The organism is Nonomuraea glycinis, assembly GCF_035920485.1.
In the GTDB taxonomy this organism is placed as follows: domain Bacteria; phylum Actinomycetota; class Actinomycetes; order Streptosporangiales; family Streptosporangiaceae; genus Nonomuraea; species Nonomuraea glycinis.
In genome coordinates this window covers 7400601-7426229 of record NZ_CP109166.1, presented here as the reverse complement: position 1 = coordinate 7426229, position 25629 = coordinate 7400601, and the positions used below count along the sequence as shown (strand labels likewise).

The following is a 25629-nucleotide window of genomic DNA, read 5'->3' as shown; positions in this document are numbered from 1 at the left end:
TGGCGCGCAAGCAACTCATCGCTCAATCCTGCATGACGTCGATCCACCGTGCGCGGAGCCGCGCGCCCCGTTCAGCCGCCCCGTCCAGCCGCCTCATCCAGCCGCCCCGCGCGGCCGCCTCGTCCAGCCGCCCCGCGCGGCCGCCTCGTCCAGCCGCCCCGCGCGGCCGCCTCGTCCAGCCGTCCCGTTCAACCGAAGGTGATGCGGCCCGCGCCGGAGATGGCGCCGGTGCCGCGGATGGCGCAGGTGAGCACGCTGTCGGAGGACGTGATGCCGCCGCGTGAGCGGGCGCCTGCCAGCGGCCCGCTGGTCACCGTGCCGGTCAGCAGCCCTCCGCCCGCGCTGCGGTCCGCCAGGTCGCCGCCGCCGGTGCGCAGCTTGGAGCTGCCGATCGGGCGGCCCGCCGCGTCGTACCAGGTGATGGTGGCAACACCGCGCACCCCCCGGGTGCCCGCGCAGGAGGCCTGGCCGGCGGCGCGCAGGGTGATCCAGGCCGACCGGAGCCGGGGGCGCGAGCCGCGACAGCCGCTCAGCCACAGGGCGCCGCGCACGGTGACCTTCGCCGGCATCAGCCTGAGCGCCGGGACGAACGCCGGCGGGCTGCCGGGCGGTGTGCCGACATCGCAGGCCAGCGTGGCCGGGCCGGGCGCGGCCGGGAGGAGGGGGACGGTACGAGCCTGGGCCGGAACGGCGGTGAGGCTCAGCACGGCCATGACCCCTGCTGCGGCGGCGCCGATCGACGTGACGTTCATGAGACCCCCGACACTCAGTGATAGTTGCATCACATTCTGTAGCACTCGCCTGGCGGGCGGGGTGAATACGAACAACCTTCGGGGCAGCGTCGCGCTCACCGTGCACGGCCGCCTTCCGGCCCGCCGATACAGCCCCGTATCGCCGTGCCGGTCTCCTTCCGGCCCGCCGATCCGGGGCTGAGCCGCAGGTGAGGGCTTTACCGAGCAGGCGGCAGGCGGGGCGGAAATTGTCGGTGGGACACGGCACGATAGGACCATGACTGACGCGCCCCCCATCACCGTCCTGCCCGACCACGCCGCCTACGTGGCGGCGGTGCAACTGGCAGTGGACGCCAACGCGGCCTACTACGGCGCGGGCGAGTCGTCGCTGGACGACGACTCCTACGACCGGTTGTTCCGTGGCATCCAGGCTTACGAAGCCGAGCACCCCGACGAGGTGGTGCCCGACTCCCCCACCGGCAAGGTGGCCGGTGGGGCGGTGGTCGGCGATGTCCCGCACACGGTGCCCATGCTCAGCCTGGACAACGTGTTCTCAGCCGAGGCGCTGACCAAGTGGGTGGCCGGGCTGGAGCGCCGGCTCGGCCGGCCCGTCGCGACCTACAGCGTGGAGCCCAAGCTCGACGGCCTGGCCATCTCGGCCCGCTACCACGGGGGACGGCTGGTCCAGCTCGTCACCAGGGGGGACGGCGCGGCGGGTGAGGACGTCTCGCACGGGATCGGCACCATCGTCGGGCTGCCGCCGGAGCTGGCCGAGCCGGTGACGGTGGAGATCCGCGGCGAGGTGCTGATGACCAATGAGCAGTTCGAGGACGCCTGCGCCAAGCGGCAGGCGCACGACGGCACGACCTTCGCCAACCCGCGCAGCGCCTCGGCGGGCACGCTGCGCGCCAAGGACCGGCCCTATGTCTGCGAGCTGACCTTCTTCGGTTACGGCGCGCTGCCGCTGCCTCCGGACGACGACTCCGAGCTCGCCACGCGGCTGCGCGAGCTGCCGCACAGCGAGGTCATGCGGCTGGTCGCCGAGCTCGGCGTGTCGACCACGGCGGCGACGCCCGTCGCCGGCATCGTGGCCACCTCCCTCGAGCGGATCCAGGAGCGCATCGGCGAGCTGGCCACCGCCCGGCCGGAGCTGCCGTTCGGCATCGACGGCATCGTGATCAAGGCCGACAGCGCGGCCGACCAGGCGGAGGCCGGGTTCGGCACGCGGGTGCCGCGCTGGGCGATCGCCTACAAGCTGCCCGCCACCGAGAAGATCACCAAGCTGCTGGGGGTGGAATGGGGCGTCGGCCGCACCGGCATCATCGCCCCACGGGCCAGGCTGAAGGAGGTCGAGCTCGACGGCAGCAAGGTCAACTATGCCACGCTGCACAACCCCGCCGACATCGCCCGGCGCGGGCTCAAGCTCGGTGACTCCGTCATGGTGCACAAGGCGGGCGACGTGATCCCCCGGGTGGAGGCGCCCGTGGTGCATCTGCGTACGGGTGAGGAGGAGGAGATCCCCATCCCCGAGGTCTGCCCCAACTGCGGGAGCGAGATCGACAAGTCGCAGGAGCGGTGGCGGTGCGTGCAGGGTCGTGCCTGTAAGGCCGTCGCCTCCATCCTCTACGCCGCCGGGCGCGACCAGCTCGACATCGAGACGCTGGCGGAAAGCCGGATCGTCCAGATGATGGACGCCGGGCTCATCGTGGACTTCGCCGACCTGTTCACCCTCACCCGGGAGCAGATCCTCGACCTGGACCGGATGGGCGAGACCAGCACCGACAAGCTGCTGGCGGCCATCGAGCAGGCCAAGAGCAGGCCGCTGAGCAGGGTGTTCTGCGCGCTCGGGGTGCGCGGCACCGGGCGGTCGATGTCCCGCCGGATGGCGCGGCACTTCGGCACGATGGACGCCATCCTCGCGGCCGACTCCGAGGCCATCCAGGTCGTCGACGGCATGGGCAAGGAGAAGGCGACGCTCATGCTGGCCGAGCTGGCGGAGCTGCTCCCGCTGATCGACAAGCTGAGGGCGGCCGGCGTCAACATGACCGAGCCGGGCGTCACGCCGCCCGCTCCGGGCGGCGTCGCGTCGGCCGCCGGAGCCGTCGACGGCGAGGAGGCCGGGGCGGCCGGTAGCCCGGGAGAGGCCGCCCTGGGGGACCCGGTTATGGAGCTGCCGCTCGCCGGGAAGACGGTCGTGGTCACGGGTTCCATGACCGGCAAACTGGGCGAGCTGTCCCGCAACGAGATGAACGAGCTGATCGAGAAGGCCGGCGGCAAGTCGTCCTCCAGCGTCTCCGCCAAGACGGGCCTGCTGGTGGCGGGCGAGAAGGCCGGATCCAAGCGCGCCAAGGCCGAGTCCCTGGGCGTGGAGATCATCACCCCTGACGACTTCGCCACCGTAGTGGCCGCCTTCCTCTGACGCGCCAACGGGCCAGGCCGGAGACTGCCAACGGGCCTGGTCTGGGGCTACCAACGGGGCTGGCCGGAGACTGCCAACGGCGGAGGCTGTGGGTGTAGTGGGAGCGCAGGTTTCGGCGGCGCAGCCGAAGGCTGTGGGTGTGGGTTTCGGCGGCGCAGCCGGAGGCTTGGGTGTGGGTGTCGTGGGAGCGTGGGTTTTGGCGGGGTGTCAGGGGACGGCGGTGAGGTGTTCGACGGGGGTGTAGGGGTCGGCGAGGCCGAAGGCGGCGGGGCCGAAGCAGTCGAGGGCGTCGGGGGTGCGCATGAGATCGGGGGTGGAGATGGCGAAGACCGTCAGGCGCTGGCCGTACGACAGCGCTTCGGTCGTCACCGGGGTGCCCGTCTCGCTGTTGAGGGTGCAGATCAGGTCGGGGACGATGGCCACCACCCGGCCGTTGCGCCGGGCGACCAGGTGCTCGTTCTGGAAGGTGATCTCCAGCTGGTCGCGTGGATCCGCCAGGTCGGCGAGGGTGACGTGGCCGCGGGCGAAGCCGTCCACGGTCTTGCGGTCCACGTCCGTCACCTTGCCTCTGAACAGCACCAGGCCGTGCGTGTAGAGCGTGCCGGACAGGGCGGCGGCCAGCGCCTGGAAGGGGTCGGCGTGCTCGGCGCGGGCCTGCCGGAGCGCGGCGCCGAGGCGGCGGGCGAGGGTGAGCGTGCCCGGCACCGCGGTGCGGCGGACGGTGGCGGCGTCCATCGGATAGTCGCTGATGTAGGAAGCGCCGCCCATCTGGATGGTCATGGCGCGGGCCAGCCACTCCATCCGGCGGTTGTCGGTGGCGTTGATGATGCCGGTGTCGCCGTGGTCGGAGGCGATGGCCATGGGCGAGCCGGAGACGCCGTAGACCGCGAAGGTCTCCATCTGCAGCTCGGGGAAGGCGCGGCCCATGCCGTCGGCGTCCACGACCGGCAGGCCGAGCTGGGCGCCGAGCAGGAGCGGCATCATGCTGTTGAGGCCGCCGCACTCGATCGGCATGGTGGCGGCGGCGGTCCGGCCGAGGTGGGCTTCGAGGGCGCGCAGGGCGGCGATGTTGCCCGCGCCGGACGGCAGCTTCTCGATGAAGACGGTGGGGGCGCCCATCATCGCCGACGGGATGACGAGGGCGTCGTCGGGCAGCTCCGCGGCGTCGATGATGGTGACGGTGTGGCCGGCTTTGAGCTGCTGTTCGACGAGGAGGCGGCCGATGTAGGGGTCGCCTCCCCCGCCGGTGCCGAGGACCGCCGCGCCTTCGGCCAGGTCGCGCAGTCCTTCGAGGGTCAGGGCGTAACCCACTGGGGCTCCTCCTCCGTGCGGCTATGGCGGGCGAGGTCGAGGTCGCCGACCGCTTTGACGCGGACCCGTACGGCGTTGCCGGGCAGGTAGCCGACGTGGACCTCGTCGATCTCGACCACGTCGACGGTGTCGCGGGCGGCGCCGGCCGCGACGGCGCGTTCGACGGCCTCCGTGCGCGCCTGGTCGAGGACGTCCTCGCGGGTGTGCGTGGCGGTGATCGCGAACAGCCGGTCGACGTCGCCGCCGATCTGGCCGATGGCGGCGCCGATCGCGTTGGCGACCGCGTGGTGTTCCGGGCGGTGTACGGAGGGGATGCCGGGCAGCTCCGCGGGCATGAGGACGCTGCCGCCGCCGACGATGATGACCGGCAGCGGCGCGGCGGACACCCGCATCCGTTCGACGAGGTCGGCGACGCGGGCGGCCATCCAGTCGATGCCGCGCCGGACCAGGTCGGGGTCGAGGTGGCGGACGAGGGCGGGGTCGCCGATGTCGGCCAGTCCGGCCGCGACGGCGAGGTCGGTGGCCGTCAGGACGGAGCCGCCGAAGACGAGCGCCTGCTCGGTGAGCTGATAGCCCACCGATTGCGGTCCGACCGCCAGCCCGTCCCGGCTCGCCTGCCGGTCAGCGCCACCCTGCCTGCCCGAGCCGCCGTATCCGTCACTGCCACCATGCCTGTCCCTGCCACCCTGCCTGCCCGAGCCGCCGTATCCGTCGCTGCCACCGTGCCTGTCCCTGCCACCCCGTCTGTCGGCTCCACCATTCCTGTCAGCTTCACCGCGGCTGTCAGCGCCACCCTGCCTGTCTGCTTCGCCGCGCCCGTCGCTGCCCCAGCCCTGTTGCCGGTTCGGTCCGTACTCCATGCCCGGTCTGTATCCCAGGGCGTGGGTGACGTGGCTGCCGCCGCCGAGGCCGATGGACAGCACGTCGGGCATGCGGAAGTTGGTGCGGACGCCGCCGATGTCCACCTCGCCGATGGCGGCTCTCGGGTAGCCGCCGGTGAGCACGCCCACGTCGGTGGTCGTGCCGCCGATGTCGACCACGGCGCAGTCGGCCCGGTCGGCCAGGAACGCCGCGCCGCGCATGCTGTTGGTGGGGCCGGAGGCGAAGGTGGCGACGGGATAGCGGCGGCAGTGGTCGGCGTCCATGAGGGTGCCGTCGTTCTGCGACAGGAACAGCGGCGCGGCCACCCCCACGGTGCGCAGCGCCTGCTCGAACGCCTCGACGATGTCGTCGGCGAGGTCGCGCAGGCAGGCGTTGACGACGGTGGCGTTCTCCCGCTCCACCAGGCCGACCCGGCCGATCTGGTGGGACAGACTGATGTGCAGGTACGGGAGTTCGGCGCGCAGGATGGCGGCGGCCTGCTCCTCGAGCTCGGTGTTGACGGGCGAGAACACCGAGGAGACGGCGACGCTGCGGATGCCGCTCGCCTCGATGGCGGCGGCGACCCGCTTGAGCTGCTCCGGGTTCAGCGGGGAGATGGGGCGGCCGTCGAACTCGTGGCCGCCGTCGCACAGGTGAACGCTGGGCCGGATCGCGGTCAGCAGCCGGTGCGGCCAGTCGACGAGGGGCGGCAGCGCGGCGGTGGCGGGCAGCGCCAGCCGGACGACGGCGGTGGGGGCGAGGCCGCGGCCGGTGACGAGGGCGTTGGTGAAGTGGGTGGTGCCGATCATCACGGCCGTGATGCGGGCGCGGTCGACTTGGCCGGCGGCGAGCAGCCGGCGCAGCGCGGTGACGACGCCGCCGGTGACATCGTGAGTGGTCGCGGTCTTGATCTCGGCTACGACGGTGGTCTGGTCCATGAGGACGGCGTCGGTATGCGTACCGCCTACGTCGATCCCTACGCGCACTGGTGCTCCCGCTGATCAGGTGGTGCGTGGCTTCGCGCTCAGGCGGCCGATGACCGCGTACAGGATGAACGCCGCCACCAGAGCGTTGAGGGCGGGGATGCCCCAGGTCACGAAGTGGCCGATGAGGGCGGCGGCCGGCCAGGCGATGAGCGCGGCGGGCACCCAGCCTGGCGCCGAGGCGGGCAGCTCGCCGCGGGCCCGGGACTCCGCCAGGTCGGCCCGCCAGCGGCGGACCACGTAATACTCGGCGATCAGGATGCCGGCGATGGGCGGCACGGCGACGCCGAGCAGGACGAGGAAGCCCACCAGGTGGTCGGCGATGCCGAACGCGGCGAGCGCGGTGCCGACCACGCCGAGGGCGATCGTGACCTTGGCGCGGCTGACCCGCAGGCCGAAGGCGGTGTCCAGGGCGTTGGTGACGCCGAGCGAGGAGGAGTAGAGGTTCCAGTCGTTCACTTTGAGTGTGGCGGTGACGAGCACGATGGTGCCGACCACGCCGGAGGTGGTGGTGACGATGGCGACCACGTCTCCGGTGCGCAGCGCGTGCGCGAGCAGGACGCCGACGAGGGCGAGGACGTACTCGCCGAGAGTGATGCCGACGATCGTCTGCTTGACGACGTCGGCGGCGCTGCGGTTGAACCGGCACATGTCCGGGCTGATCGTCGCGCCGACGATGAATCCGCCCGCCACCAGGGTCGCCCCCTGGGCCAGGCTGATGACGGGGCCGGGAGGGGCGGAGGCCACGAGGTCGCCGAGCGGCTGCTTGGCCAGCTCGACGGCGATGGCCCAGCCGGCCAGGGCGAGGAAGGCGGGCACGGTGATCCACGCGGTCCAGGCCATGCCGGCGAACCCGTGCACCACGATGGCGGTGATGACCAGGCCGCCGAGCACCGACCAGACCCAGACGGGCGGACCGCCGAGCAGGGCGGCCAGGCCCTGCCCGAGCACGGCGGACTGGACGCCGAACCAGCCGAGCAGGCTGACCGCGAGGACGACTCCGACGAGGCCGGAGCCATAGCGGCCGAACCCGGCCCAGCGGGCCAGGAGGGTGGTGGACATTCCTTCGCGCATCCCGGCCACGCCGACGGCGATGGCGGCGAGCTCCAGGATGGCGGCGCCGATGGTGATGGCGAGCACGGCGTCCCAGAAGGTCATGCCCATGCCGAGGGTGGCGCCGAGCAGGAACTGGGACAGGGCGCTGAGCAGGCCGAATCGTTGTACGGCCACGGTGGCCCAGCCGTAGCGGGCGTTGGGGGGCACGCGCTGGAGCGCGTAGTCGTCGCGGACGATTCCCTCATCGGACAACGCGGCGTCAGCCGGTTTCGTCATGCGGGCTCCTGTGACGCGGGTGGGGGCGTGATTGAGACGTTAAGTCGGTTCGCGATCTATGAAAAGGGTCAAGCGCGATCTACGCCGTGACCTCGTCTCACCGACGTCTGACGGCGGAGGATCCGCTGCCAGCGCCGACTACGGAACGTGATCGCACAGGCCAGTCCAGGGAAGGTGATCTCGCGCGAAAAAGGTGCCTAAGTAGCCGTCTGACCAGGAGTAATACAAGTTCACCCGGCCAGGTGTGGCGTTGTGACACAGGGGGGAAACACGAATACGTATAGTGACGAATCGATGTCACTGCGTGATCAGGGGGGATCATGAAGGGTAGTTTCATCGCCGCTGGCGGGGTGCTGCTGGCCGCCGCTGCCATGGCCACGGCCATGGTGGGTACAGCCGCCGCCGACGACGACAAGCGGAACCAGCGGGCGTCCATGTGTGTCCTGGACGCCCAGCAGGACGCAACCTGGCTCCGCATCGACCAGCACTCGGTCACCGCGGGCACCCGGGACGCCAGTGCGTGCAAGGGTCGCGTGATCTACAGGGTCGATGACGACAAGGACGACGACAAGAACGACCACAGGCGGGACAAGGACGACGACAAGAACGACCACAGGCGAGACAAGGACGACGACAAGGACGACGTCAAGGACGACGACCACGGCCACCACCACCACCACGACTGGCTGCAGCCGGGCTGGTGGGGCCTGGACGGCTTCGGCGGCTGATGATCACCGGATCGGCCCTGGGACCACATGGGTTCCAGGGCCGGTCCTGGCCGTGCGCCCGGAGAAGGGCCGAGCGTGGGCCCGAAAACTGGTTCGCGGCGATCGAGAACCTGGTGCGGATCCTGCGCGAGACGGGTCTCGACGCGCGCACCGACCGCCTCTTCCTCCCCCCTGTGGCCCTGTGTCCTGAGCCGTTGGCGGAAAAGCTGGCCACCGGCCTGGATTCGTGGTCGTTTGGAGGGGTGAAGGCCGCTTATGACGAGATCGCCGACTGGTACGAGCAGGAGTTCCTCTCCCGGGGCGACCCTCTGGGCCTCCAGCGGGTGCTGCGCGAGCTGCTGGGCGAGGGGCGGGGACCCTGCCTGGAGATCGGCTGCGGCACGGGCGTGCACGCGGCACTCGTCCGTGAGCTCGGCTGGACGCCGGCGGGCGTCGACCTGTCCGCCGGGATGCTGCGACACGCCCGGGGCCGCCTCCCGGCCGTACGCGGCGACGCTGGGCGGCTGCCGGTGCGCGACGCCCGGCTGCCCGCCGTGATCGCGATGATGGCGCACACCGACATGCCCGGCTACCCGGCGGTGCTGCGCGAGGTGGCCAGGGTGCTGCGGCCCGGCGGGATGTTCGTGCACGTCGGCGTGCACCCGTGCTTCTGCGGCGGGTTCGCCGACCGGACCGACCCCGAGGAGGTGCTGGTACGGCCCGGCTACCTCGACGGCCGCTGGACGAAGGAGTCCTGGACCGACCAGGGGATTCGCGACAAGGTGGGCGCGAACCACTGGCCGGTGCCGGACCTGCTGCATGCGTTCCTGGAGGCGGGGCTGGTGCTGGAGCGGTTCGCCGAGAGCGGCGGGGCCGTGCCGGTCGTGCTGGCCATCAGGGCACGTAAACCTCAGCCGTAAAGCCACTGGAACCAGGCGGCGGACCTCAGCCCTAACGTCGCCGGCGGCAGGCGCGTCGGTCTCAGTCGCAAAGTCGGTGGAGCCAGGCGTGCCAGGCGGGGCTCTGGTTCTCGGTGGCGCCGAACAGGTGGTGGGAGGCGATCATCGTGCCGCCCATCCCCTGCAGGAATCTGTAGAGGGCGTCGTCGGAGCGCACCCCGAGGGTCTGGGGGCCGAGGTGGTAGACGATGCCTTCGACGGGGGCGAGGCCGTCAGGTGCGAAGCGGACCTTGTCGCCTGCCGACGGGTGCCCCAGCTCGGCGTACAGGATCTCCCAGGCGCGCGGCCAGTCGGTGATGGGCGGGCCGAACTCCGTGAGGGGAGTGGCGGTCCGGCCCGCGAAGTGGCCGAGGTATTCCACCAGGGTGGCGAAGAACATCGCCAGACCGCCGGCCATCGCCTCGAACTCGGTGTCCCAGTCGTCGCCCGGCAGGAAGCCGCTGGTCACCATGCGTACGGTGGTGCTCGCCCGGTCACGGCCCTCGATGAGGAACTCGTAGGCGACGAACCGCCCGTCCGCGGCCGTGCCGCTGGTGTGCGCGAAGCGGTGCGGCGGCTCGGCGGTGGTCACGGTGGAGGCCGGCAGGTCCATGCCGCCGAAGGCGGTGCTGACGACACCCCCCGCCACCTCGTTGCGGCCCATGAACCATGAGTCGATGCCGGGGCCGGTGGAGATGGCCTCCCACACCTCCTCGGGCGTCGCCTCCACCAGAGCCTCCTGGGGAAGCTCGAACTCGTGGCCCACCTCAGTGCTCCTTCGTCACGGCGGGGTGCACGGCGACCACCAGGCGGTGGTCGCGGCCGCCCTCGGCGCTCTCGTCGTGGTATTTGCTCACCAGCGAGGTGACGGCGCCGGCCAGCTCCTCGGCGAAGGCGGCGCGGTCGGCCGCAGAGGCGAAGCGGATCTCGCCGTCGATGGCGAAGGTGGCCACCCGCTTGCGGGCCTCGGTCGCGCCGGTGACCAGCGAGCCGACATCGCGGACGAGCTGGGCGGCCAGGGCCAGCAGCCAGCGGGCCGACAGCCGGTCGGGGGATCTGGCGGGGTCGGGCTGCACCGAGGCCAGCGCCGTCGGGGAGATCACGAACGAGGCGGCCGTGGCCTGCATGACCCGCTCGGTGACATTGCCCTTCTTGCGCTCCTCGACGAGCTCGACCAGGCCGTGCCGCTCCAGCGTCCGGAGATGGTAGTTGACCTTCTGCCTGGCCAGGCCGACCTTGGCCGCCAGGGAGGTGGCCGAGCCGGGCTCGACCAGCTGGGCCAGCAGCTTGGAGCGCATGGGGTCGAGCGACGCCTCCGCTGCCGCGGGGTCCTCGATCACTGCCACTTCGTACATGCGCCCACGATCGCACCGAAAAAAATACTTGTCAACCAGCCCTCCCGGCCCTGCGGTGGCTTGCGCCCCGTCGCCGCGCGACGCTCGTCCACCTGGGCCCCGACAGGGCTGCCCCTCTCCGGCGGCCGCGGCTCTCCCCGCATGCTCCCGGCATGCCGGGACTCGACCGTACAACGCCTGAAATTTCCTGATAAATGCGGAAGCGGACGTTCCGCGATGGCTCCTACCCTGGTCGTACAGCTTGAGGAGGACGTGTGATCGAGATGTCGTGGCAGCAGGTCAGCGCCAGGAAGCTGGCGCGTGCCGGGCTGGCCGCGCCGGTCCAGGACGGGACCCCTGCGCAGGTGGTGACCGCGATGTGCGGGGCGCACGCGCAGGTGATGTCGGCGAGCGAGCTGTCCATCGCGCTCCGCCTGAAGAAGGCCACCCGCGCGGACGTACGCCGGGCGCTGTGGGAGGAGCGCAGCCTGGTCAAGACGTACGGGCCACGCGGCACCGTACATGTGCTTCCCGCCTGTGACCTGCCCGGATGGGTGGGCGCCCTGTCGTCGCTGCCCACGGGGCGCAGCCCCTTCGCCGAGAGCGTCCGGATGACGCCGGAGCAGACCGACGAGGTGGTGGCGGCCGTCCGCACGGTGCTGGACGGGACCTGCCTGACGATCGACGAGCTGACCGACGCGGTCGTCGCCGCCACCGGGCCGTGGGCCGGAGAGCCGGTCATGCCCGCCTTCCAGACGATGTGGCCGCGCTGGCGGCAGGTGATGAGCCTGGCGGCGCACCGGGGCGCGTTCGTCTTCGGCCCGGTCAGGGGCCGCAAGGTCACCTACACCGCCCCACCCGGCGGTCTCCGTCCCGCCGACGGGCGGGCCGAGCTGGTCAAGGGCTATCTGAGCGCGTACGGTCCCGCGACCTCCGGCCAGTTCGCCCGGTGGCTGGGCGCGCCCAAGCTGTGGGCCGAGGCGCTGTTCGCGTCGATGGAGCTGGAGCAGGTCCTCTTCGAGGGCGAGCGCGCCTGGGTGGTGGCCGGCGACACCGAGGTGCCCGACGAAGCGCCGCGAGGGGTGCGGCTGCTGCCGTACTTCGACGCCTACCTCGTCGCGGGCATGCCGCGCGAGCTGCTGTATCCAGGACCGGCCGCCGAGCGGGCGCTGGCGGGCGGGCAGGCGGGCAATTTCCCGGTGCTGCTCGTGGACGGGCAGGTGGCGGGCGTGTGGCACCAGCGCCGCTCGGGCAGCAGGATCGACGTCACGGTGGAGCCGCTGGCCGAGCTCGGCCGGGCGCGGCTGGACGAGCTCGACGAGCAGGTGGCCCGGGTCGGGGAGATTCTGGAGGGCAGGCCCCGGCTCACCGTCGGCGCGGTCACCGTGGGGCCGCATGCCTGAGATTTCCTGACCTGACGCACCCGCAAACATGGGCAGCCTTTGGGCATGGATCCACCTGACGAGCGGTAGGCCTGGGGGGACAGTCTCGTTCGAGGAGTTTCGACGTGTCGCTCACCCAGGTCCGGCCCACCTGCGCCCGTGGCGTCTTAAGGCCGCCTTCCCGGCGATCTCTCCGCTGTGGGTACGCCCGCGCCGGAGGTCGCTCAGGACCGTGCGCGTGGACCCGCAGGCACCCGTGCCACCGACCGGCGGTGGTGAATCCGGTCCCCGTGGTGCCCGCCCCGCCCGTACTGCCCGTCCCGCGGCTGGTGCCCGCCCGGGTCAGCACGCCGGCGGAGGTCCAGACCGGCAGCCACGACGAGCCGCGCCAGGGCTGGCAGCACCTGGGTGGCACCCGGCTGCCGCGCGACCGCTTACTACCGTCCTCGCGACAAGCGAGTCGCCACGCGAATCACCGGCGCGACTGAACGAGCGCCGGCCGGGAATCGCTTCGAGATCTTCGCCGTACGCTGTGCGTATGACAGCGGAACAGTCGCGCGATGACCGGTCGCAGCCCGATCCGGTGGTCGGCGGTCCGCTGCGCAGAGTCTGCTGGGGCGCGTCAGCCCTGTTCCTGGCCGCGTTCGCGGTCTTCGAGAGTGCCAAGTACGGCCTGCCGACCACGGCGGCCGCGCTGGCGTTCTTCGCACTGCCCGACCTGGCGCGACTCGCCGGAATCCGTCCCCCCGGCGTGCCCTACCAAGCCGTGCACCGGGTGTGGATTCCGCTCGCGGTGCTGGTCGGCTACAGCTTCGGGCCGATCATTTGGCCACCCCTGTTCACCGCCGGTCTGGGCTGGCTCACCCGCATCGCCGTCGAGCGGACCTTCGGCCGCGGGCTGGTGGTCAGCGAGCACGCCTGATGGTCCCTCAGCGGGCGGTGGGGGCCGCGAGCCAGGCGTCCACCCCGGCCAGCAGGCCGGCCTTGAGCTCCGGCCGGGCGAACGACGCCTCGATGCCGGCCCTGGCCAGCCCGGCCAGCGCCGGGTCACCGTACCCGAAGACGTCCCGCGCGCGGCCGTACTCGTCGGCCAGGGCGGTCTCGCCGTCGGTGTTGAGCGTGACGACGAGGCCGGCGGCGCCCAGCAGCGGCAGTGGATGGGCCGCCAGCGCGGGGACGACGCCGAGCAGGACGTTGGAGGTGGGGCAGACCTCGAGCGGGATGCCCCGTTCGCGCACCTCCTCGACCAGGGCGGGGTCCTCCAGCACGCGGATGCCGTGGCCGAGCCGTTCAGCGTGGCCGAGGGTGAGGGCCTCGCGGATGCTGGCGGGCCCGGCGAACTCCCCCGCGTGGTGCACCAGGCGCAGGCCGGCGTCCCTGGCCGCCTCGAACACCTCGGCGAACGGCGCCAGCGGGTGGCTCTCGTCACCGGCCACCCCGATCCCGATCACTTGCTCGTAGCGGGTGGCGAGCCGGTAGGTCTGCCAGAGCCGCTCGACGGGCCGCCGCCGGGAGTGGTCGAGCAGCACCCGGCACTCGATGCCGTACCGGGCGCCTTCGGCGAGGCCGTCGAGCACCGCCTCCAGCGGCATCTCCGGCGCCCCCAGCCGCTCGCCGTGGGCGGCCGCGGTGAAGGTGACCTCGGCGTAGCGGGTCCCCTGCGCCGCCTCGTCCTCGCAGAACTCCAGCGCCACCCGCCGGAAGTCGGCGGCCGTGCGCAGCAGGTCGCGCACGCGCCCCCGCTGGTCGGCGAACGCGCGGAAGCTCGCGAACCCCTCCTGCGGCGCCGGCTCGCCGCCGAGATCGCGCACGGTGCCGGACCGTACCGTGCTCTCCAGGTGAACGTGCAGGTGGGCCTTGGGCAGCGCGCGGACGTCTCTCACCCGCAGCACCCTAATGACCAGCGGGTACGGCGCGCATCCGGGTTTTATCGCCGCCTGGTGACCCGGATCTTCGACTGCTTGTGCGGTCCTCGCTCCCAGTCGTCCATGAACGCGGCGTCCAGTCCGTGCCGGTCGGCCAGCGCCACCAGGGTCTCGGTGCGGTAGTAGAAGTCCTCGCGCAGCACCTGGTGCTCCTTGCCTTCGGTGCGGTCGAAGGTGAAGTCGAACCAGCCCGCCGGCCGCATGACCCGGCCGATGTGCGCGAAGCACTCGTCGATCACCTCCAGCGGCGAGTGGGAGAAGACGCTGTGGGCGTGCACCACGTCGAAGTGCTCGTCGGGCAGGAAGGCGAAGCGCAGGTCGCGTACCGGGGTGAGGTAGGGCAGTTTGTCGCGCAGCCCGTGCGTGGCGACGGTGTCGTGGGCGGCCATGAGGATGTCCGGCGAGATGTCGATGCCGTAGTAGTTGCCGGTGTGCAGGTAGTCGATGAACAACCGCCCGGCCCGCAGGTTGCCGCAGCCGATCTCCAGCATGCGGCATTCGGGCTTGAGCCCGTGCTCCACCAGATAGTCGAACTGCATGCGGCCCAGCGCCAGCCAGCGCTTGTGCGAGTGGGACCCGACGGCCCCCTCCGGACTGCGCGCCGTGTCGGACTTCATGACCGCCCGGTAGTAGGCGACGTGGTCGCGGGAGCGCAGGCGAAGCCACGAGTCGCGGGCGAGTCTGCGCAGGTGCGGCACGACCTTGTGGGGGTGCTTGAGCGCGTACGAGGCCTGGTGGACGAGGCTCGAACGAGGGCGTGTCATGTGATGTACCGCCAAAGGTAGATCCAGCCTCTGTCACGGGCCGGAGAGGTGGGCACGGCCGTCCTGAAGGGAATGTAAATCACCTGCCCGAACCGCCGAGCGGCTCGCGTGACACTCTTGAATCGCCATTTGCGCAGCCTTTCTCCATGACGGTTACCCGCGAAGGCGCACGGCCATTCCGAGGAGTTCGATGACGCGGGTCCGCTATGCCACCGTCGCCGCGCCGGGCGGCGTCAACGAGGACTACGTGATCGCCGGGCCGTCCTGGGTGGTGGTGCTGGACGGCGCGACCGCACCGCAGGGGGTCGACTCCGGGTGCGTGCACGACGTGAGCTGGCTGGTCCGCACTCTGGCCGGGGCGCTGGCCGTCCGCCTCGACGGCGACGAGTCCCTGCCCGGCGTCCTGGCGCGGGCCATCGCCGCCACCATGGACGCGCACGCGGCGACCTGCGATCTGGGTAACCCGAACTCCCCCTCCTGCACCGTCGCCATCGCCCGCCGCCGCGGCGACCGGCTCGACCATCTGGTGCTGTGCGACTGCGCCATCGGGCTGTGGCATCGCGACGGCACGGTCACGGTCGTCACCGACGACCGGCTGGAGCACCTGCCCGGCGGCCGGCCGTACTCGCTGGAGCTGGTCGCGTCGCTGCGCAACAGGCCCGGCGGGTTCTGGGTGGCGAGCACCTGCCCCGAGGCGGCGGCGCAGGCGCTGACCGGCTCGACGCCGGTGGCGGACCTGCGCGGGATCGCCCTGTTCACCGACGGGGTGACGAGACTGGCCGACTGGTACGGATACTCCTGGGAACTCCTGGTCAGCGGCGCCGCGCAGGCACCCGAGGACCTGCCGGCGCTGGTGCGCGAGCAGGAGCGGGCGCACGGCCCGGTGCGCGGGAAGGCGCACGACGACGCGACCGCGGCCTGGCTGTCCTTCGAACCCGGTTGAGACGGGCGTCACAAGCTGTCGGTGCCGTTGGGTAGCTTAGGGGGTGAACAATTCTCCCGCTCGTGGTAGGGGGCCGATTTCCCGAACTCGACACGCACCCGACGCCGGCGCCGCCGCCGACTCCGTCCAACCCGAGCGAGGAGATCGCCTTGACCCAAGCAGCAGCAGAGGTTGTCGTCGACCTGGACGACAACACGACCTCAGTCATCGGCACCGACTCCGTCAAGACCTACCTCAAGGAAATCGGGCGGGTGCCGCTCCTGACCGCCTCTCAGGAGATCGACCTGGCCAAGCGCATCGAGGCCGGGCTGTTCGCCAGGGAGCGGCTGGACACCGAGGACGGCCTCAGCGGTGAGCTCCGCGCCGATCTCGAATGGATCTCCGACGACGGGGACCGGGCCAGGCAGCGGATGCTGGAGGCCAACCTGCGCCTGGTGGTGTCCATCGCCAAGCGCTACACCGGCCGCGGCATGCTGTTCCTGGACCTGATCCAGGAGGGCAATCTCGGCCTGATCCGGACGATCGAGAAGTTCGACTACCGCCTCGGCTACAAGTTCTCCACCTACGCCACCTGGTGGATCAAACAGGCGATCACCAGGGCCATGGCCGACCAGGCCCGCACGATCCGCATCCCGGTGCACATGGTCGAGATGATCAACAAGGTCGCGCGGGCCCAGCGGACGCTGCAGAGCGACCTCGGCCGCGAGCCCACCCCGGAGGAGATCGCCGCCGAGACCGAGCTCACCACCGAGCGGGTGATCGAGGTGCAGGGCTACGGCCGCGAGCCGATCTCCCTGCACACGCCGCTCGGGACGGAGGGCGACAGCGAGTTCGGCGACCTCATCGAGGACACCGAGGCCGTCTCCCCCGCCGAGGCCGTCTCCTTCACGCTGCTGCAGCAGCAGCTGCGCGCCCTGCTGGACGACCTGTCCGAGCGCGAGGCGGGCGTGATCTCCATGCGGTACGGCCTGACCAACGGCAAGCCGATGACCCTCGACGAGATCGGCCGCATCTACGGCGTGACCCGCGAGCGGATCAGGCAGATCGAGGCCAAGACGATGTCCAAGCTGCGCCACCCGTCCAGGGCGATGGCGCTGCGCGACTACCTCGGTTAAGCGCTCGCCCGCCGGCCTTCCGAGGGGTGCCGCCACGCGAGGGTGCCGCCCGGCGCGCCCGCGAAGGCGAGCAGGCCGGCGCCCTCGGCGGCGAGTTCGGCCATGGCTCGCTCCGGCAGCGGGCCGAAGGGCCGCAGTTCCAGCACGCCGTCCTTGATGTCCCACATGCCGGCGACGACGCCGTCGACGAGGAAGGTCGGGAAGATGACGGCGCCCACGCACACAGCCTTGCGCTGCTCGTCCGTCATCATCCGGGTGCGGTCGGCGTAGGCGACGATGAGGTTGTCGAAGGCCGGCAGGAACCGCACGGGAGCGGGCACGTCCTCCTCGGCGAGCGGCGCGTCCGGCAGGTCGTAGAGGACACGACCCTCAGTGTCGTGATATTTCCGCAAAGGCATGGCCTCGATCACCGGCCGCAACCGGGTCAAGCCCGACCACATCTGCACGTCCAGCACGCTCGCGGGGCCGAAGGCGGCCAGATAGCGGGTGACGAGCCGTTCGATGGGCGGGGCGTCGTCCAGCGGCCTGCCGAGCCACTCCTCGGCCAGCGTGAACGGCGTCGCCCCGCCCCGGTTCCAGACGCCGCTCGGCGGGGCGTGCACCACCGGCACCAGCGCCTGCGCCGACCAGCCGAGCGCCATCGGCTCGACCTCCGGCCAGCGCTCCAGGAGCAGGTCGCGGAGCTGGGGCCGAGTCAGCGTACGGCCCGCCAGGTGCCCGCGGGCCAGCGTCACCAGCTCGTCCAGGTCCACCTCGCCGGTGGCCCGGCCGAACCCGGCCTGCCGGGCCCGCGACATCGGCGCCTGCATCATCGGCCGCAGCCACAGGTAGTCGTCGGCCAGGGCCAGGTGCTGGGTGCTGCGCAGCAGCGACCCGCGTACGACCTGCTTGCCGTACAGCAGGGAGGTCAGGTCCTCCTGGGTGAAGGAGGCCAGCCGCGACCACAGGCCGTAGTAGGGCGGGTTGACGTCCTGTCCCTGGAGGGCCACCAGCCGCTCGATCGCCCCTGCCGGGGACAGCGGCGAGCGGGCGAGCAGGAGCTGGCGGTCCAGCGTCGTACGGTTGAGCACCCGGCGGTTCAGCTTCATACCGGCAGGCTAGGAGCTATTGCGGAAAGGAAGCTTCCGCGTTGAGCAGCTCGTCGAGCGCTTCGCGCAGCTGCCCGGCCAGCTCCCACGCGTCCGGCACCATCGTCCGGTCGGTGACCACCCCGAAGTCGAGTGAGCCGTCGTAGGAGAAGGCGGTGATGTTCACCCCGCCGCTCATGTCGGTGATCACCGAGACCGGATAGTGGTGCAGCAGCCGCACGCCGGACACGTACAGCGGGAACTGCGGGCCCGGCACGTTCGAGATGAACACGTTGATCGGCGGCACGGTATGCCCGACCAGCCCGAACGCCGACCTGGAGGCCAGCCCCATGAGCGCGGCGGGCATCGACTCGCTGAACTCGCGCAGCCACCGCGCGGGCGACAGCGAGAACCGGTCCTTGATCCGCTGCATCGCGAGCCGCACCTCGTGCAGCCGGGCCACCGGATCCTCCAGATGCACGGCCAGCGGCGCGGTCATGATCGTGACCTGGTTGCCCGTCCCCTCGTCACCCGCCGCGCGCAGCGAGAACGGCACCCCGGCCACCAGCGGCTGGTCCGGCACCCCGCCATGCCCGGCGAGCCAGCGCCGCAGCGCCCCGGCGCACACCGCCATGACCACGTCGTTGACGGTGACGTCGAACTCCTTGCGCACCGCCTTGAACTCCTCCAGCGGCAGCGAGACGAACGCGAAGCGCCGATGCGCGGAGATCGGGCCGCTGAACGGCGTCTTCGGCGCGGGCAGCGACGGCAGCTCGGGCGTCTGCCCACTGCCCGCGGCCCGGCGGGCCAGCGCCGCGACGGTCCCGCTGCCGGGCAGCGCCGACACGATGGGGATCTCGTCCAGGTGCGGCGCCGCGCGCGCGACGAACCGCAACGCCTGCGCCGGGTTGCCGGCCATCCGGGACAATCCGCGCGCCACCATCTCGGCCGGGCCGGGCGGCGGATCGTCGACCTCGGGCTCGTGCTCGGGCGGGGGCGCGGGGACGGGCCCGAGGTCGAGCAGCGCGGCCAGCACGTCCGCGCCGCCGACGCCGTCCACCGCCGCGTGATGGATCTTCACGTAGAGCCCGGTACGCCCGCCGCTCAGCCCGTGGATGAGGTAGATCTCCCACAGCGGCTTGCCCCGGTCCAGGCGGCGCGGATGCAGCCGGGCCACCTGCTCGGCCAGCTGCCTGTCGTCCCCCGGCGGCGGCAGCCCGATCTCCCGTACGTGATAGTCGAGGTCGAGATCGTCTTCGCGCACCCAGTAGGGGTGGTCCAGCCCGAACGGCACCGGGGCCAGCTTGCGGTGCAGCGCCGGGACGTACGGCAGCCGCGCCTGCAGCAGGTCCTGCAGGTCGGCGCGGTTGAGGCTCCCCTCGAGAATCGCCAGGCCGGCGATGTTGGCGACGTTCGTGGCGGTCTCGAAGTGCAGGAACTGCGCGTCCAGGGCGGTCAGCTGGGACATGGTGAAATGGTGCCACTTCCGCCCTGAACCAACCAGACTCAGCCCCCCACTTCAAGTCGGCGGCCCAGCACGTGCCGGGATGGCCCGGTTGAGGTTCCGCAGGGTGAGCATGAACCCTTTATGCACTTTCCTATCGAATCGGTACGTTCCGCCTACCCCGCCTTGGCCGACGGCCACGCCTACCTCGACGGCGCGGCGGGCACCCAGGTCCCGCAGGCGGTGATCGACGCCATCGCCGGCGCCTACCGGGCCGGGCTCGGCAACGTGGGCGGCGCCTTCCCCGCCAGCCACCGCTCGGACGCGATCGTGGCGGCGTGCCGGGCGGCCGTCGCCGACCTGGTCGGCGGGCACCCCGACGGGGTGATCCTCGGCCCCAACATGACGACCCTCACCTACCGGCTGGCCGGGGCGCTGTCCAGGGAGTGGGGGCCGGGTGACGAGGTGGTGCTGTCACGGCTGGACCACGACGCGAACGTGCGCCCGTGGGTGCAGACCGGGGCGACGATCCGCTGGGCGGAGGCGGATCCGGTGACCGGTGAGCTGCCGGTGGAGCAGTACCGCGAGCTGATCGGCGAGCGCACCCGGCTGGTGGCCGTGACGGCGGCGAGCAACGTGCTCGGCACCCGCCCCGACGTGGCCGCGATCACCGCGCTGGCGCACCGGGCCGGGGCGCTGACGTACGTGGACGGGGTGCACGCCACCGCGCACGGACCGGTCGACATGCGGGCGCTGGGCGCCGACTTCTACGCCACCAGCGCCTACAAGTGGTCGGGCCCGCACATCGGCACGGTCGTCGCCGACCCGGCCCTGCTGGAGACGGTCAGGCCGGACAAGCTGGCCTCCTCCTCCGACACGGTGCCCGAACGGTTCGAGCGGGGCACCGCCGCCTTCGCCGACCTGGCCGGGGTGACGGCGGCCGTGGACCATCTGGCCGCGCTGGCACCCGGCACGGGGACGCGCCGCGAGCGGCTGCTGGCCTCGATGACGGCCGCCGAGGAGCACGAGCTGGCGCTGTTCGGGGTCCTGCTGGCGGGCCTGGAGACGATGCCGCACGTCACCGTGTACGGCAAGCCCGCCAGGCGTACCGCCACCGCGTACTTCACCGTGGCCGGGCGCACGCCCCTGGAGGTGGCCGAGCACCTGGCGGCGCGCGGCGTGAACGTGTGGAACGGCCACAACTACGCCTGGGAGCTCACCGCCGTGCTCGGCATCCGCGACGCGGGCAGCGCGGTGCGGGCCGGCCTGGTCCACTACAACGACCGCTCCGACGTGGACCGGCTCCTGGAAGGCGTGGCCGGCATGGGCTGAGCGCGCGCGGCGGGCGGCGGTACGTGACCCCAGGTGCGACTCGGCCATCGAGTCGGCCATCGAGTCGGCCTCGGGTCGCCGGCGCGGACGGGCGTGCCGCGCCCGCGCAGGAGGGCGATGAGGGACGCGTCACGGGCGCCGATGACGAGCAGGGGCATGGACTCGGCCAGGGCGAACGGCTCGCGTTCGACGACCGCTGAACGGCTTCTAAGATCACCGTATGAGCCTGCCCGCCGTGCCCGACCTGGCGGCGCCGCCCGTCGAGCCGGCCCGCGACCCGTACCACATCTACCTCGCCTCGCTGACCAGCCCGGAGTCGCGGCGCACCATGCGCGGCTGCCTCGACCGGCTGGCCCGGCTGCTCACCGGCGACGCGTCCGTCACCGGTGCGGGCCAGCCGTGGCATCTGCTGCGCTACGAGCACACCGTGCGCATCCGGACGCTGCTGACCGAGCAGGGCTGGTCGGCCGCCTACGTCAACAAACATCTGGTGGCGCTGCGCAGGGTGCTCAAGGAGTCCTGGCGGCTCGGCCAGACCAGCGCCGAGGACTACGCGCGCGCCTCGGACCTGGCTCCGGTACGGCAGAGCCGCCTTCCCACCGGGCAGCACGTGCCGCCGGAGGTCGTCGGGGCGGCCCTGTCGGCCTGCGGCGACTCGGCGGCCGGGACGCGGGACGCGGCGCTGATCGCGGTGTTGTACTCGACCGGCTGCCGCCGCGCCGAGGTCGGCGGGCTGACGCTGGCCGACTACGATCCGGGCGCCCGCTCGCTGCGGGTGCGCGGCAAACGCGACAAGGAACGCCTGGTCTATCTGACGGCCGAGGCGATCGGCCTGCTGGAGCGCTGGCTGAAGGTGCGGGGCCGGACTCCGGGGGCGCTGTTCAGCCCGATCAGCAAGGCCGGGCGGCTGCGGATGCGCGACGACCGGCCGGTGGGGCTGACGGGGCAGGGCATCGCCGACATCCTGGCCCGCCGGCTCGGCGAGGCGGGCGCGTCGCCGCGCACCGCGCACGACTTCCGGCGCACCTTCATCGGCGAGCTGCTGGACGCCGGCGTGGACCTGGCCACGGCGCAGGCCCTGGTGGGCCACTCCTCCCCGGCCACGACCGCCCGCTACGACCGCCGCCCCGAGCGCACCCGCCGCGAAGCCGTCGACCGTCTCCGCCTCCCCCCGGCCCGCCCCCTGGCCTGACCCCGGGCGATCGCCCATGGAAGAGCTTCGGGGTGACGGGTTCGTAATGTCAGCCGGCGTGGGCGGGGCCGGCCTGCCGGGCTCGGTCCTTGCGGTGGTCGCCCGGCGTGTGGCCGTACCACTGCTTGAAGGCGAGGTGGAAGCCGACGGCGGAGCGGTAGCCGACGCGCTCGGCGATGGCGCTGTGCGGCAGCGGCGTGTCGGCCAGGAGCCTGGCCGCCTCCCGCATCCGGCGCGCGGTGAGATGCCGCATCGGCGCCTCGCCGACGAGCTCGCGGAACGTCGCGGCGAAGGCCGACCGCGACAGTCCCGACTCCGCCGCGAGCGACTCGACCGTCCACGGCTCGCCGAACCGGCACTGTACGGCCAGCAACGCGCGGCTGATCGCCGGATGCCGCAGCGCCTGGAGAACGGGCACGCCCTCGGGGTCCGCCAGCGCGGCCCGCAGCGCGAGCACGTACGCCAGCTCGAACGCGCGCACCGCGACGAGCCCGAGCCCCGGCTCCCCCAGGTCCCACTCCCCCGACAGCCGCGTCAGCGTGTCGCCCAGCAAGGGCTGGCCCGCCACGGCGTCCCGGCCGAGCACGAGCATGGCCGGCAGCGCGCGGTAGAGCGGTGAGGCGGCGGCCTCGTCGTAGTGCAGGCCACCGCAGAGCATGGTGGTGGCCGGTCCTGGGCCGTCGATCCGCACGGTGCGCATCGCGCCCGGCTCGCGACCCGGCAGCAAGGTCTCCAGCGGCATGGTGGCGCCGCCGGGCGCGTCGGCGATCCGGTGGGCCGCGCCCTGCGGGAAGACGGCCAGATCACCGGCCCGCAACCGCACGACCCGCGTCACCCCGGCCCGCCCCTCGCACGGCACCGCCCGATCCTCATCGGACGCCCCGCGTACCCCGCCCCCAGACGCTCCCCGCGCCGTACGAACCTCCCCGGGCGCTCCCCGCGCCGGACGGCCATCCTCGGGCGCTCCCTGTGCCGGACGGTCCTCTTCGGGCACCCCGTCCGCGGACGCCTCCCGCGACCCCGTACGGACCTCTCCGGGCGGGACGGTTCCGCTGTGGCCTACGGGGAGCACGCGGTCGGGGAGCTCGACCACGCACGTGCCCTCCTGCACATAGTGCAGCAGCGCGCAGTGCTCGCGCTCTCCCGCCACGCCCCAGGGCGCTCGGGCGGTCCAGCGGCTGTGGAAGACGCCCCGCAGGCGCAGCGGTGCCAGCAGCTCGCTCAGCAGGTCTCCATACACGGACGATCCTTTAATATCCGGAGCTTCCTCTTTATAGAGCGTATCGCCCGCCCTCCTGGAGACTTGCCCGCATGAGACATCTGGTGATCGGCGCCTCAGGCGCCCAGGGTGGCGCGGTCGCGCGCAGGCTGGTGGCGGACGGGCGGTTCGTCCGGGGGTTCACCCGCACGGGGGGTGTTCCCGGCGGGGTGGAGTCCTTCCCCGGGGATCTCGGTGACGCGGGGAGCGTGCGGGAGGCGTTCGCCGGGATGACGCACGCCTCGGTGACGCTGCCCATGGTGTACGAGCCCGGCCTGGTGGCCCGCCAGATCGGCAACGTGATCGAGGCGGCGCGGGCGGCCGGGATCCGGCGGCTGGTGTACAACACGGGCACCCGGCTGCCGGAGACGGACACCGGGGTGGCGGCGTTCGACACGAGGCGCGCTGCCGTCGAGGCGCTGCTGGCGTCCGGGCTGCCGGTCGTGGTGGTACGGCCGACCATCTATCTGGACAACCTGCTCGCGCCCTGGGTGACGGGGCCGCTGCGAGCGACCGGGGAGCTGTGTTTCCCCCTGCCCGCCGGACTGCCGGTGGCCTGGCTGAGCCATGGCGACCTCGCCGGGTTCACGGTCGCGGCGCTGACCCGGGACGGGCTGGAGGGCAGGGTGCTGGACGCCGGCGGTCCTGAGGCGGTGACCGGTCACGAGCTGGCCGCGGCCTTCGGGCCCGAGGTCCGGTACGCCGAGCAGGACGTGGACGCGTTCGAGGCGGGACTGGCCAGGGCGCTGGGCGCGGCGACGGCGGCCGGGGTGGCGGGGACCTACCGCTGGATCGCCGCCAACGACCCCGTCAAGCTCTACGGCCCCGGCCCGTCACTGGACCTCCACCCGGCCTCCCCACGGACCTGGATCGCCGCCCGGCGCCGGGAGACGGGGTGAGGGCGCGCGAGGAGATCGAGCGTCACCATCGGGTGATCGAGCGGTGGCTGGCCGGGGTGGCGGACGCGGCGGAGTTCGGTGTGTTCGCGGGCGCGCACGCCGAGACCTTCACGCTGGCCGGGCCGGACGGCCGGACGCTCACCCGTGAACAGGTGCTGGCCGAGGTCAGATCCGCGCACGGCAAGGCGCACGGCAAGGCGCCCGGCCTGGCGATCGAGATCCGGCACATCCGCGAGGTCGCCGTGGCGGGGCCGTTGCTCGTGGCGGCCTACGAGGAGTGGCAGCAAGGGCGGGGCCGCCTCGCGACCGTCGTCCTCCGCCAGGACCAGGGCGGGCTGAGCTGGCTGCACCTCCAGGAGACCTGGATCGAGCTGCCCGAACCGCCCTGAGGCTCCCTGGAAGCCAAGGGTGCCGGTGCGGGTTCGCGCGGCGGGCCCGCCGCTGAGACGAGTCCGGAAGGTTGGCTCGACAGGCCGCCCACTTCGGTGTGTGATGTTTCTCACGTCACGAGACGGGCGGGCCGCCGCCAGGTGCGTTTCGAGAGGAGCACGATCGATGACCTCCCCGCACGATCCACCCCCAGGCGACGACCACTACGGACAACCGGGGCAGCAGCCCCCTTACCAGCCGCCCTATCCGCAACCGCAGGCGCAGTCCACTCCCGTTCTGTCGATCATCGGGTTCGTCTGCGCGGCGATCGCCCTGCTGTTCATCCCGATCCTGTTCGGCATCATCGGGATCGTGCTCGGCATCGTCGGCCACACCCGTGGCGAGACGCTGGGCAAATGGGCGGCCATCACCTCCGCCGTCACCATGGTCGGCGGCATGATCCTTGGGATCATCGTGGTCAACTCGATGGGCTGACCCGTGGCATTCTGAGCGGGTGCTGCCCCCGCTCGACGAGCTACACGACCTGATCACGGCCAACCTGGCGGCCTTCGACCGCCGCCAGGTTCCTCCCGCCAAGGGGGTGCGCAGGGCCGCCGTCACCGTGTGCGTGCTCGAGGACGCCGAGCGGACCCCGTACACCGTTCTCATCAGGCGGGCCCCGCACGGCCGCAACCCGGGGCAGTGGGCGCTGCCGGGCGGGCGGCTGGACGACGGCGAGGAGCCCGTCGAGGCGGCGCTGCGCGAGCTGGCCGAGGAGGTCGCCGTGCACGGCGTGCGGGTGGCGGGGCTGCTCGACGACTTCGTCACCGACTCGGGGTTCGTGATCACGCCGGTGGTGGCCTTCGGCGGCCGGCAGGAGCCGGTGGGTGACGCCTGGGAGGTGGCCTCGGTGCACGCCGTGCCACTGGAGCGGTTCGTGGCGCCGGGGGTGCCGCGCTGGCGGGACGGGCTGCTGCAGATGCCGCTGGGGCCCGGGATCGTGATCCACGCGCCGACGGGGGCGATTTTGTGGCAGTTCGCCGAGGTCGCGCTGCGCGGCCGTGAGCTGCGGGTCTTCGACGTGACCCAGCCTCACTGGACCCGATCCTGACCAAATCTTGGGGGGCGGTGGAATACGACCTGCCGGATGTCGGTTAGCATCGAATGGCCGATGTGGTCTGTGTCCCCCGGGCCGCAAATTACCGCCTTCACGGAATACCGTTCGGCTGGAGCCGTGTTGTGCACCTCGCCGAGGAGGCGACCGCCACATCGGCCTTAACCACATATCAGGCGCCCCGTCCCAGGACGGGGCGCCTGCTTTAT

24 protein-coding genes and 1 pseudogene are annotated in these 25629 nt (G+C 72.1%); 14 read left to right on the top strand and 11 right to left on the bottom strand.

What is annotated here, in order from left to right; translation table 11 throughout:
- Positions 1–188: 188 nt before the first annotated feature.
- Complete coding sequence (locus tag OHA68_RS34770) at positions 189–752, bottom strand: hypothetical protein (RefSeq protein ID WP_327104019.1); 564 nt, start codon at positions 750–752, stop codon at positions 189–191.
- A gap of 256 nt (positions 753–1008) precedes the next feature.
- On the opposite strand from OHA68_RS34770, the gene ligA reads away from it, so the two are divergent.
- Positions 1009–3150, top strand: a complete 2142-nt coding sequence (gene ligA / locus OHA68_RS34765) for an NAD-dependent DNA ligase LigA (RefSeq protein ID WP_327104018.1) — start codon at positions 1009–1011, stop codon at positions 3148–3150.
- 207 nt (positions 3151–3357) lie between these two features.
- Here the strand turns inward: ligA and OHA68_RS34760 are convergent, their stop codons facing one another.
- Genes OHA68_RS34760 through OHA68_RS34750 form a run of 3 tightly spaced genes read right to left on the bottom strand, consistent with a single transcriptional unit; the run spans position 3358 to position 7637 of the window.
- Complete coding sequence (locus OHA68_RS34760) at positions 3358–4461, bottom strand: DUF917 domain-containing protein (protein WP_327104017.1); 1104 nt, start codon at positions 4459–4461, stop codon at positions 3358–3360.
- A complete protein-coding gene (locus OHA68_RS34755; RefSeq protein ID WP_327104016.1) occupies positions 4446–6308 on the bottom strand; it encodes a hydantoinase/oxoprolinase family protein in 1863 nt (620 codons plus the stop codon). Before OHA68_RS34755 ends, OHA68_RS34760 begins: the two co-directional genes overlap by 16 nt.
- A gap of 15 nt (positions 6309–6323) precedes the next feature.
- Positions 6324–7637, bottom strand: a complete 1314-nt coding sequence (locus tag OHA68_RS34750) for a purine-cytosine permease family protein (protein WP_327104015.1) — start codon at positions 7635–7637, stop codon at positions 6324–6326.
- Positions 7638–7957: 320 nt separating this feature from the next.
- On the opposite strand from OHA68_RS34750, the gene OHA68_RS34745 reads away from it, so the two are divergent.
- Positions 7958–8365, top strand: a complete 408-nt coding sequence (locus tag OHA68_RS34745; protein ID WP_327104014.1) for a hypothetical protein — start codon at positions 7958–7960, stop codon at positions 8363–8365.
- Between the two features lie 242 nt (positions 8366–8607).
- Positions 8608–9264 (top strand): class I SAM-dependent methyltransferase, encoded by a 657-nt coding sequence (locus OHA68_RS34740; RefSeq protein ID WP_327104013.1) that lies wholly within the window; start codon positions 8608–8610, stop codon positions 9262–9264.
- Between the two features lie 61 nt (positions 9265–9325).
- Here the strand turns inward: OHA68_RS34740 and OHA68_RS34735 are convergent, their stop codons facing one another.
- The gene (locus OHA68_RS34735) at positions 9326–10048 is read right to left on the bottom strand and encodes an SRPBCC family protein (protein ID WP_327104012.1); all 723 of its coding nucleotides are present in this window, start codon (positions 10046–10048) and stop codon (positions 9326–9328) included.
- Between the two features lies 1 nt (position 10049).
- A complete protein-coding gene (locus OHA68_RS34730) occupies positions 10050–10637 on the bottom strand; it encodes an ArsR/SmtB family transcription factor (protein ID WP_189139074.1) in 588 nt (195 codons plus the stop codon).
- 263 nt (positions 10638–10900) lie between these two features.
- Between OHA68_RS34730 and OHA68_RS34725 the strand changes: the two genes are divergently transcribed.
- From OHA68_RS34725 to OHA68_RS34715, 3 genes are all read left to right on the top strand, one after another.
- On the top strand, positions 10901–12019 hold the full coding sequence (locus OHA68_RS34725; protein ID WP_327109593.1) for a winged helix DNA-binding domain-containing protein: 1119 nt from the start codon (positions 10901–10903) through the stop codon (positions 12017–12019).
- A gap of 251 nt (positions 12020–12270) precedes the next feature.
- Positions 12271–12486 (top strand): hypothetical protein, encoded by a 216-nt coding sequence (locus OHA68_RS34720; protein WP_327104011.1) that lies wholly within the window; start codon positions 12271–12273, stop codon positions 12484–12486.
- A gap of 50 nt (positions 12487–12536) precedes the next feature.
- Positions 12537–12920 (top strand): hypothetical protein, encoded by a 384-nt coding sequence (locus OHA68_RS34715; protein ID WP_327104010.1) that lies wholly within the window; start codon positions 12537–12539, stop codon positions 12918–12920.
- Positions 12921–12927: 7 nt separating this feature from the next.
- On the opposite strand, the gene add is transcribed toward OHA68_RS34715, so the two are convergent.
- The gene (gene add, locus OHA68_RS34710) at positions 12928–13881 is read right to left on the bottom strand and encodes an adenosine deaminase (protein WP_327104009.1); all 954 of its coding nucleotides are present in this window, start codon (positions 13879–13881) and stop codon (positions 12928–12930) included.
- Positions 13882–13925: 44 nt separating this feature from the next.
- A complete protein-coding gene (locus tag OHA68_RS34705) occupies positions 13926–14687 on the bottom strand; it encodes a class I SAM-dependent methyltransferase (RefSeq protein ID WP_189139077.1) in 762 nt (253 codons plus the stop codon).
- 190 nt (positions 14688–14877) lie between these two features.
- Here OHA68_RS34705 and OHA68_RS34700 point away from each other — a divergent pair, with 190 nt between their 5' ends.
- Positions 14878–15630 (top strand): protein phosphatase 2C domain-containing protein, encoded by a 753-nt coding sequence (locus OHA68_RS34700; RefSeq protein ID WP_327104008.1) that lies wholly within the window; start codon positions 14878–14880, stop codon positions 15628–15630.
- A 215-nt stretch (positions 15631–15845) separates the two neighbouring features.
- Positions 15846–16745, top strand: a pseudogene (locus tag OHA68_RS34695) (RNA polymerase sigma factor); the annotation flags it as partial.
- Here the strand turns inward: OHA68_RS34695 and OHA68_RS34690 are convergent.
- Together OHA68_RS34690 and OHA68_RS34685 are read right to left on the bottom strand one after the other, a co-directional pair.
- Positions 16742–17833 (bottom strand): winged helix DNA-binding domain-containing protein, encoded by a 1092-nt coding sequence (locus tag OHA68_RS34690; protein WP_327104007.1) that lies wholly within the window; start codon positions 17831–17833, stop codon positions 16742–16744. The pseudogene OHA68_RS34695 and the gene OHA68_RS34690 sit on opposite strands and share 4 nt — an antisense overlap.
- A gap of 16 nt (positions 17834–17849) precedes the next feature.
- Entirely contained in the window at positions 17850–19280 is a 1431-nt protein-coding gene (locus OHA68_RS34685) for a WS/DGAT/MGAT family O-acyltransferase (protein WP_327104006.1), read from the bottom strand.
- Positions 19281–19400: 120 nt separating this feature from the next.
- Here OHA68_RS34685 and OHA68_RS34680 point away from each other — a divergent pair, with 120 nt between their 5' ends.
- The gene (locus OHA68_RS34680) at positions 19401–20588 is read left to right on the top strand and encodes a cysteine desulfurase-like protein (protein WP_327104005.1); all 1188 of its coding nucleotides are present in this window, start codon (positions 19401–19403) and stop codon (positions 20586–20588) included.
- 220 nt (positions 20589–20808) lie between these two features.
- Positions 20809–21780, top strand: a complete 972-nt coding sequence (locus OHA68_RS34675; protein WP_327104004.1) for a tyrosine-type recombinase/integrase — start codon at positions 20809–20811, stop codon at positions 21778–21780.
- Positions 21781–21829: 49 nt separating this feature from the next.
- Here OHA68_RS34675 and OHA68_RS34670 read toward each other — a convergent pair whose 3' ends face one another.
- Complete coding sequence (locus OHA68_RS34670) at positions 21830–23020, bottom strand: AraC family transcriptional regulator (protein ID WP_327104003.1); 1191 nt, start codon at positions 23018–23020, stop codon at positions 21830–21832.
- Positions 23021–23091: 71 nt separating this feature from the next.
- On the opposite strand from OHA68_RS34670, the gene OHA68_RS34665 reads away from it, so the two are divergent.
- The 4 genes from OHA68_RS34665 (at position 23092) to OHA68_RS34650 (ending at position 25417) form a co-directional block, all read left to right on the top strand.
- Entirely contained in the window at positions 23092–23937 is an 846-nt protein-coding gene (locus OHA68_RS34665; protein ID WP_327104002.1) for an SDR family oxidoreductase, read from the top strand.
- Positions 23934–24326 (top strand): DUF4440 domain-containing protein, encoded by a 393-nt coding sequence (locus tag OHA68_RS34660; RefSeq protein WP_327104001.1) that lies wholly within the window; start codon positions 23934–23936, stop codon positions 24324–24326. Before OHA68_RS34665 ends, OHA68_RS34660 begins: the two co-directional genes overlap by 4 nt.
- A gap of 166 nt (positions 24327–24492) precedes the next feature.
- Positions 24493–24801, top strand: a complete 309-nt coding sequence (locus OHA68_RS34655; RefSeq protein WP_327104000.1) for a hypothetical protein — start codon at positions 24493–24495, stop codon at positions 24799–24801.
- 19 nt (positions 24802–24820) lie between these two features.
- Positions 24821–25417, top strand: coding sequence for an NUDIX hydrolase (locus OHA68_RS34650; protein WP_327103999.1), 597 nt, complete (start codon positions 24821–24823; stop codon positions 25415–25417).
- The last annotated feature ends 212 nt before the right edge of the window (positions 25418–25629 follow it).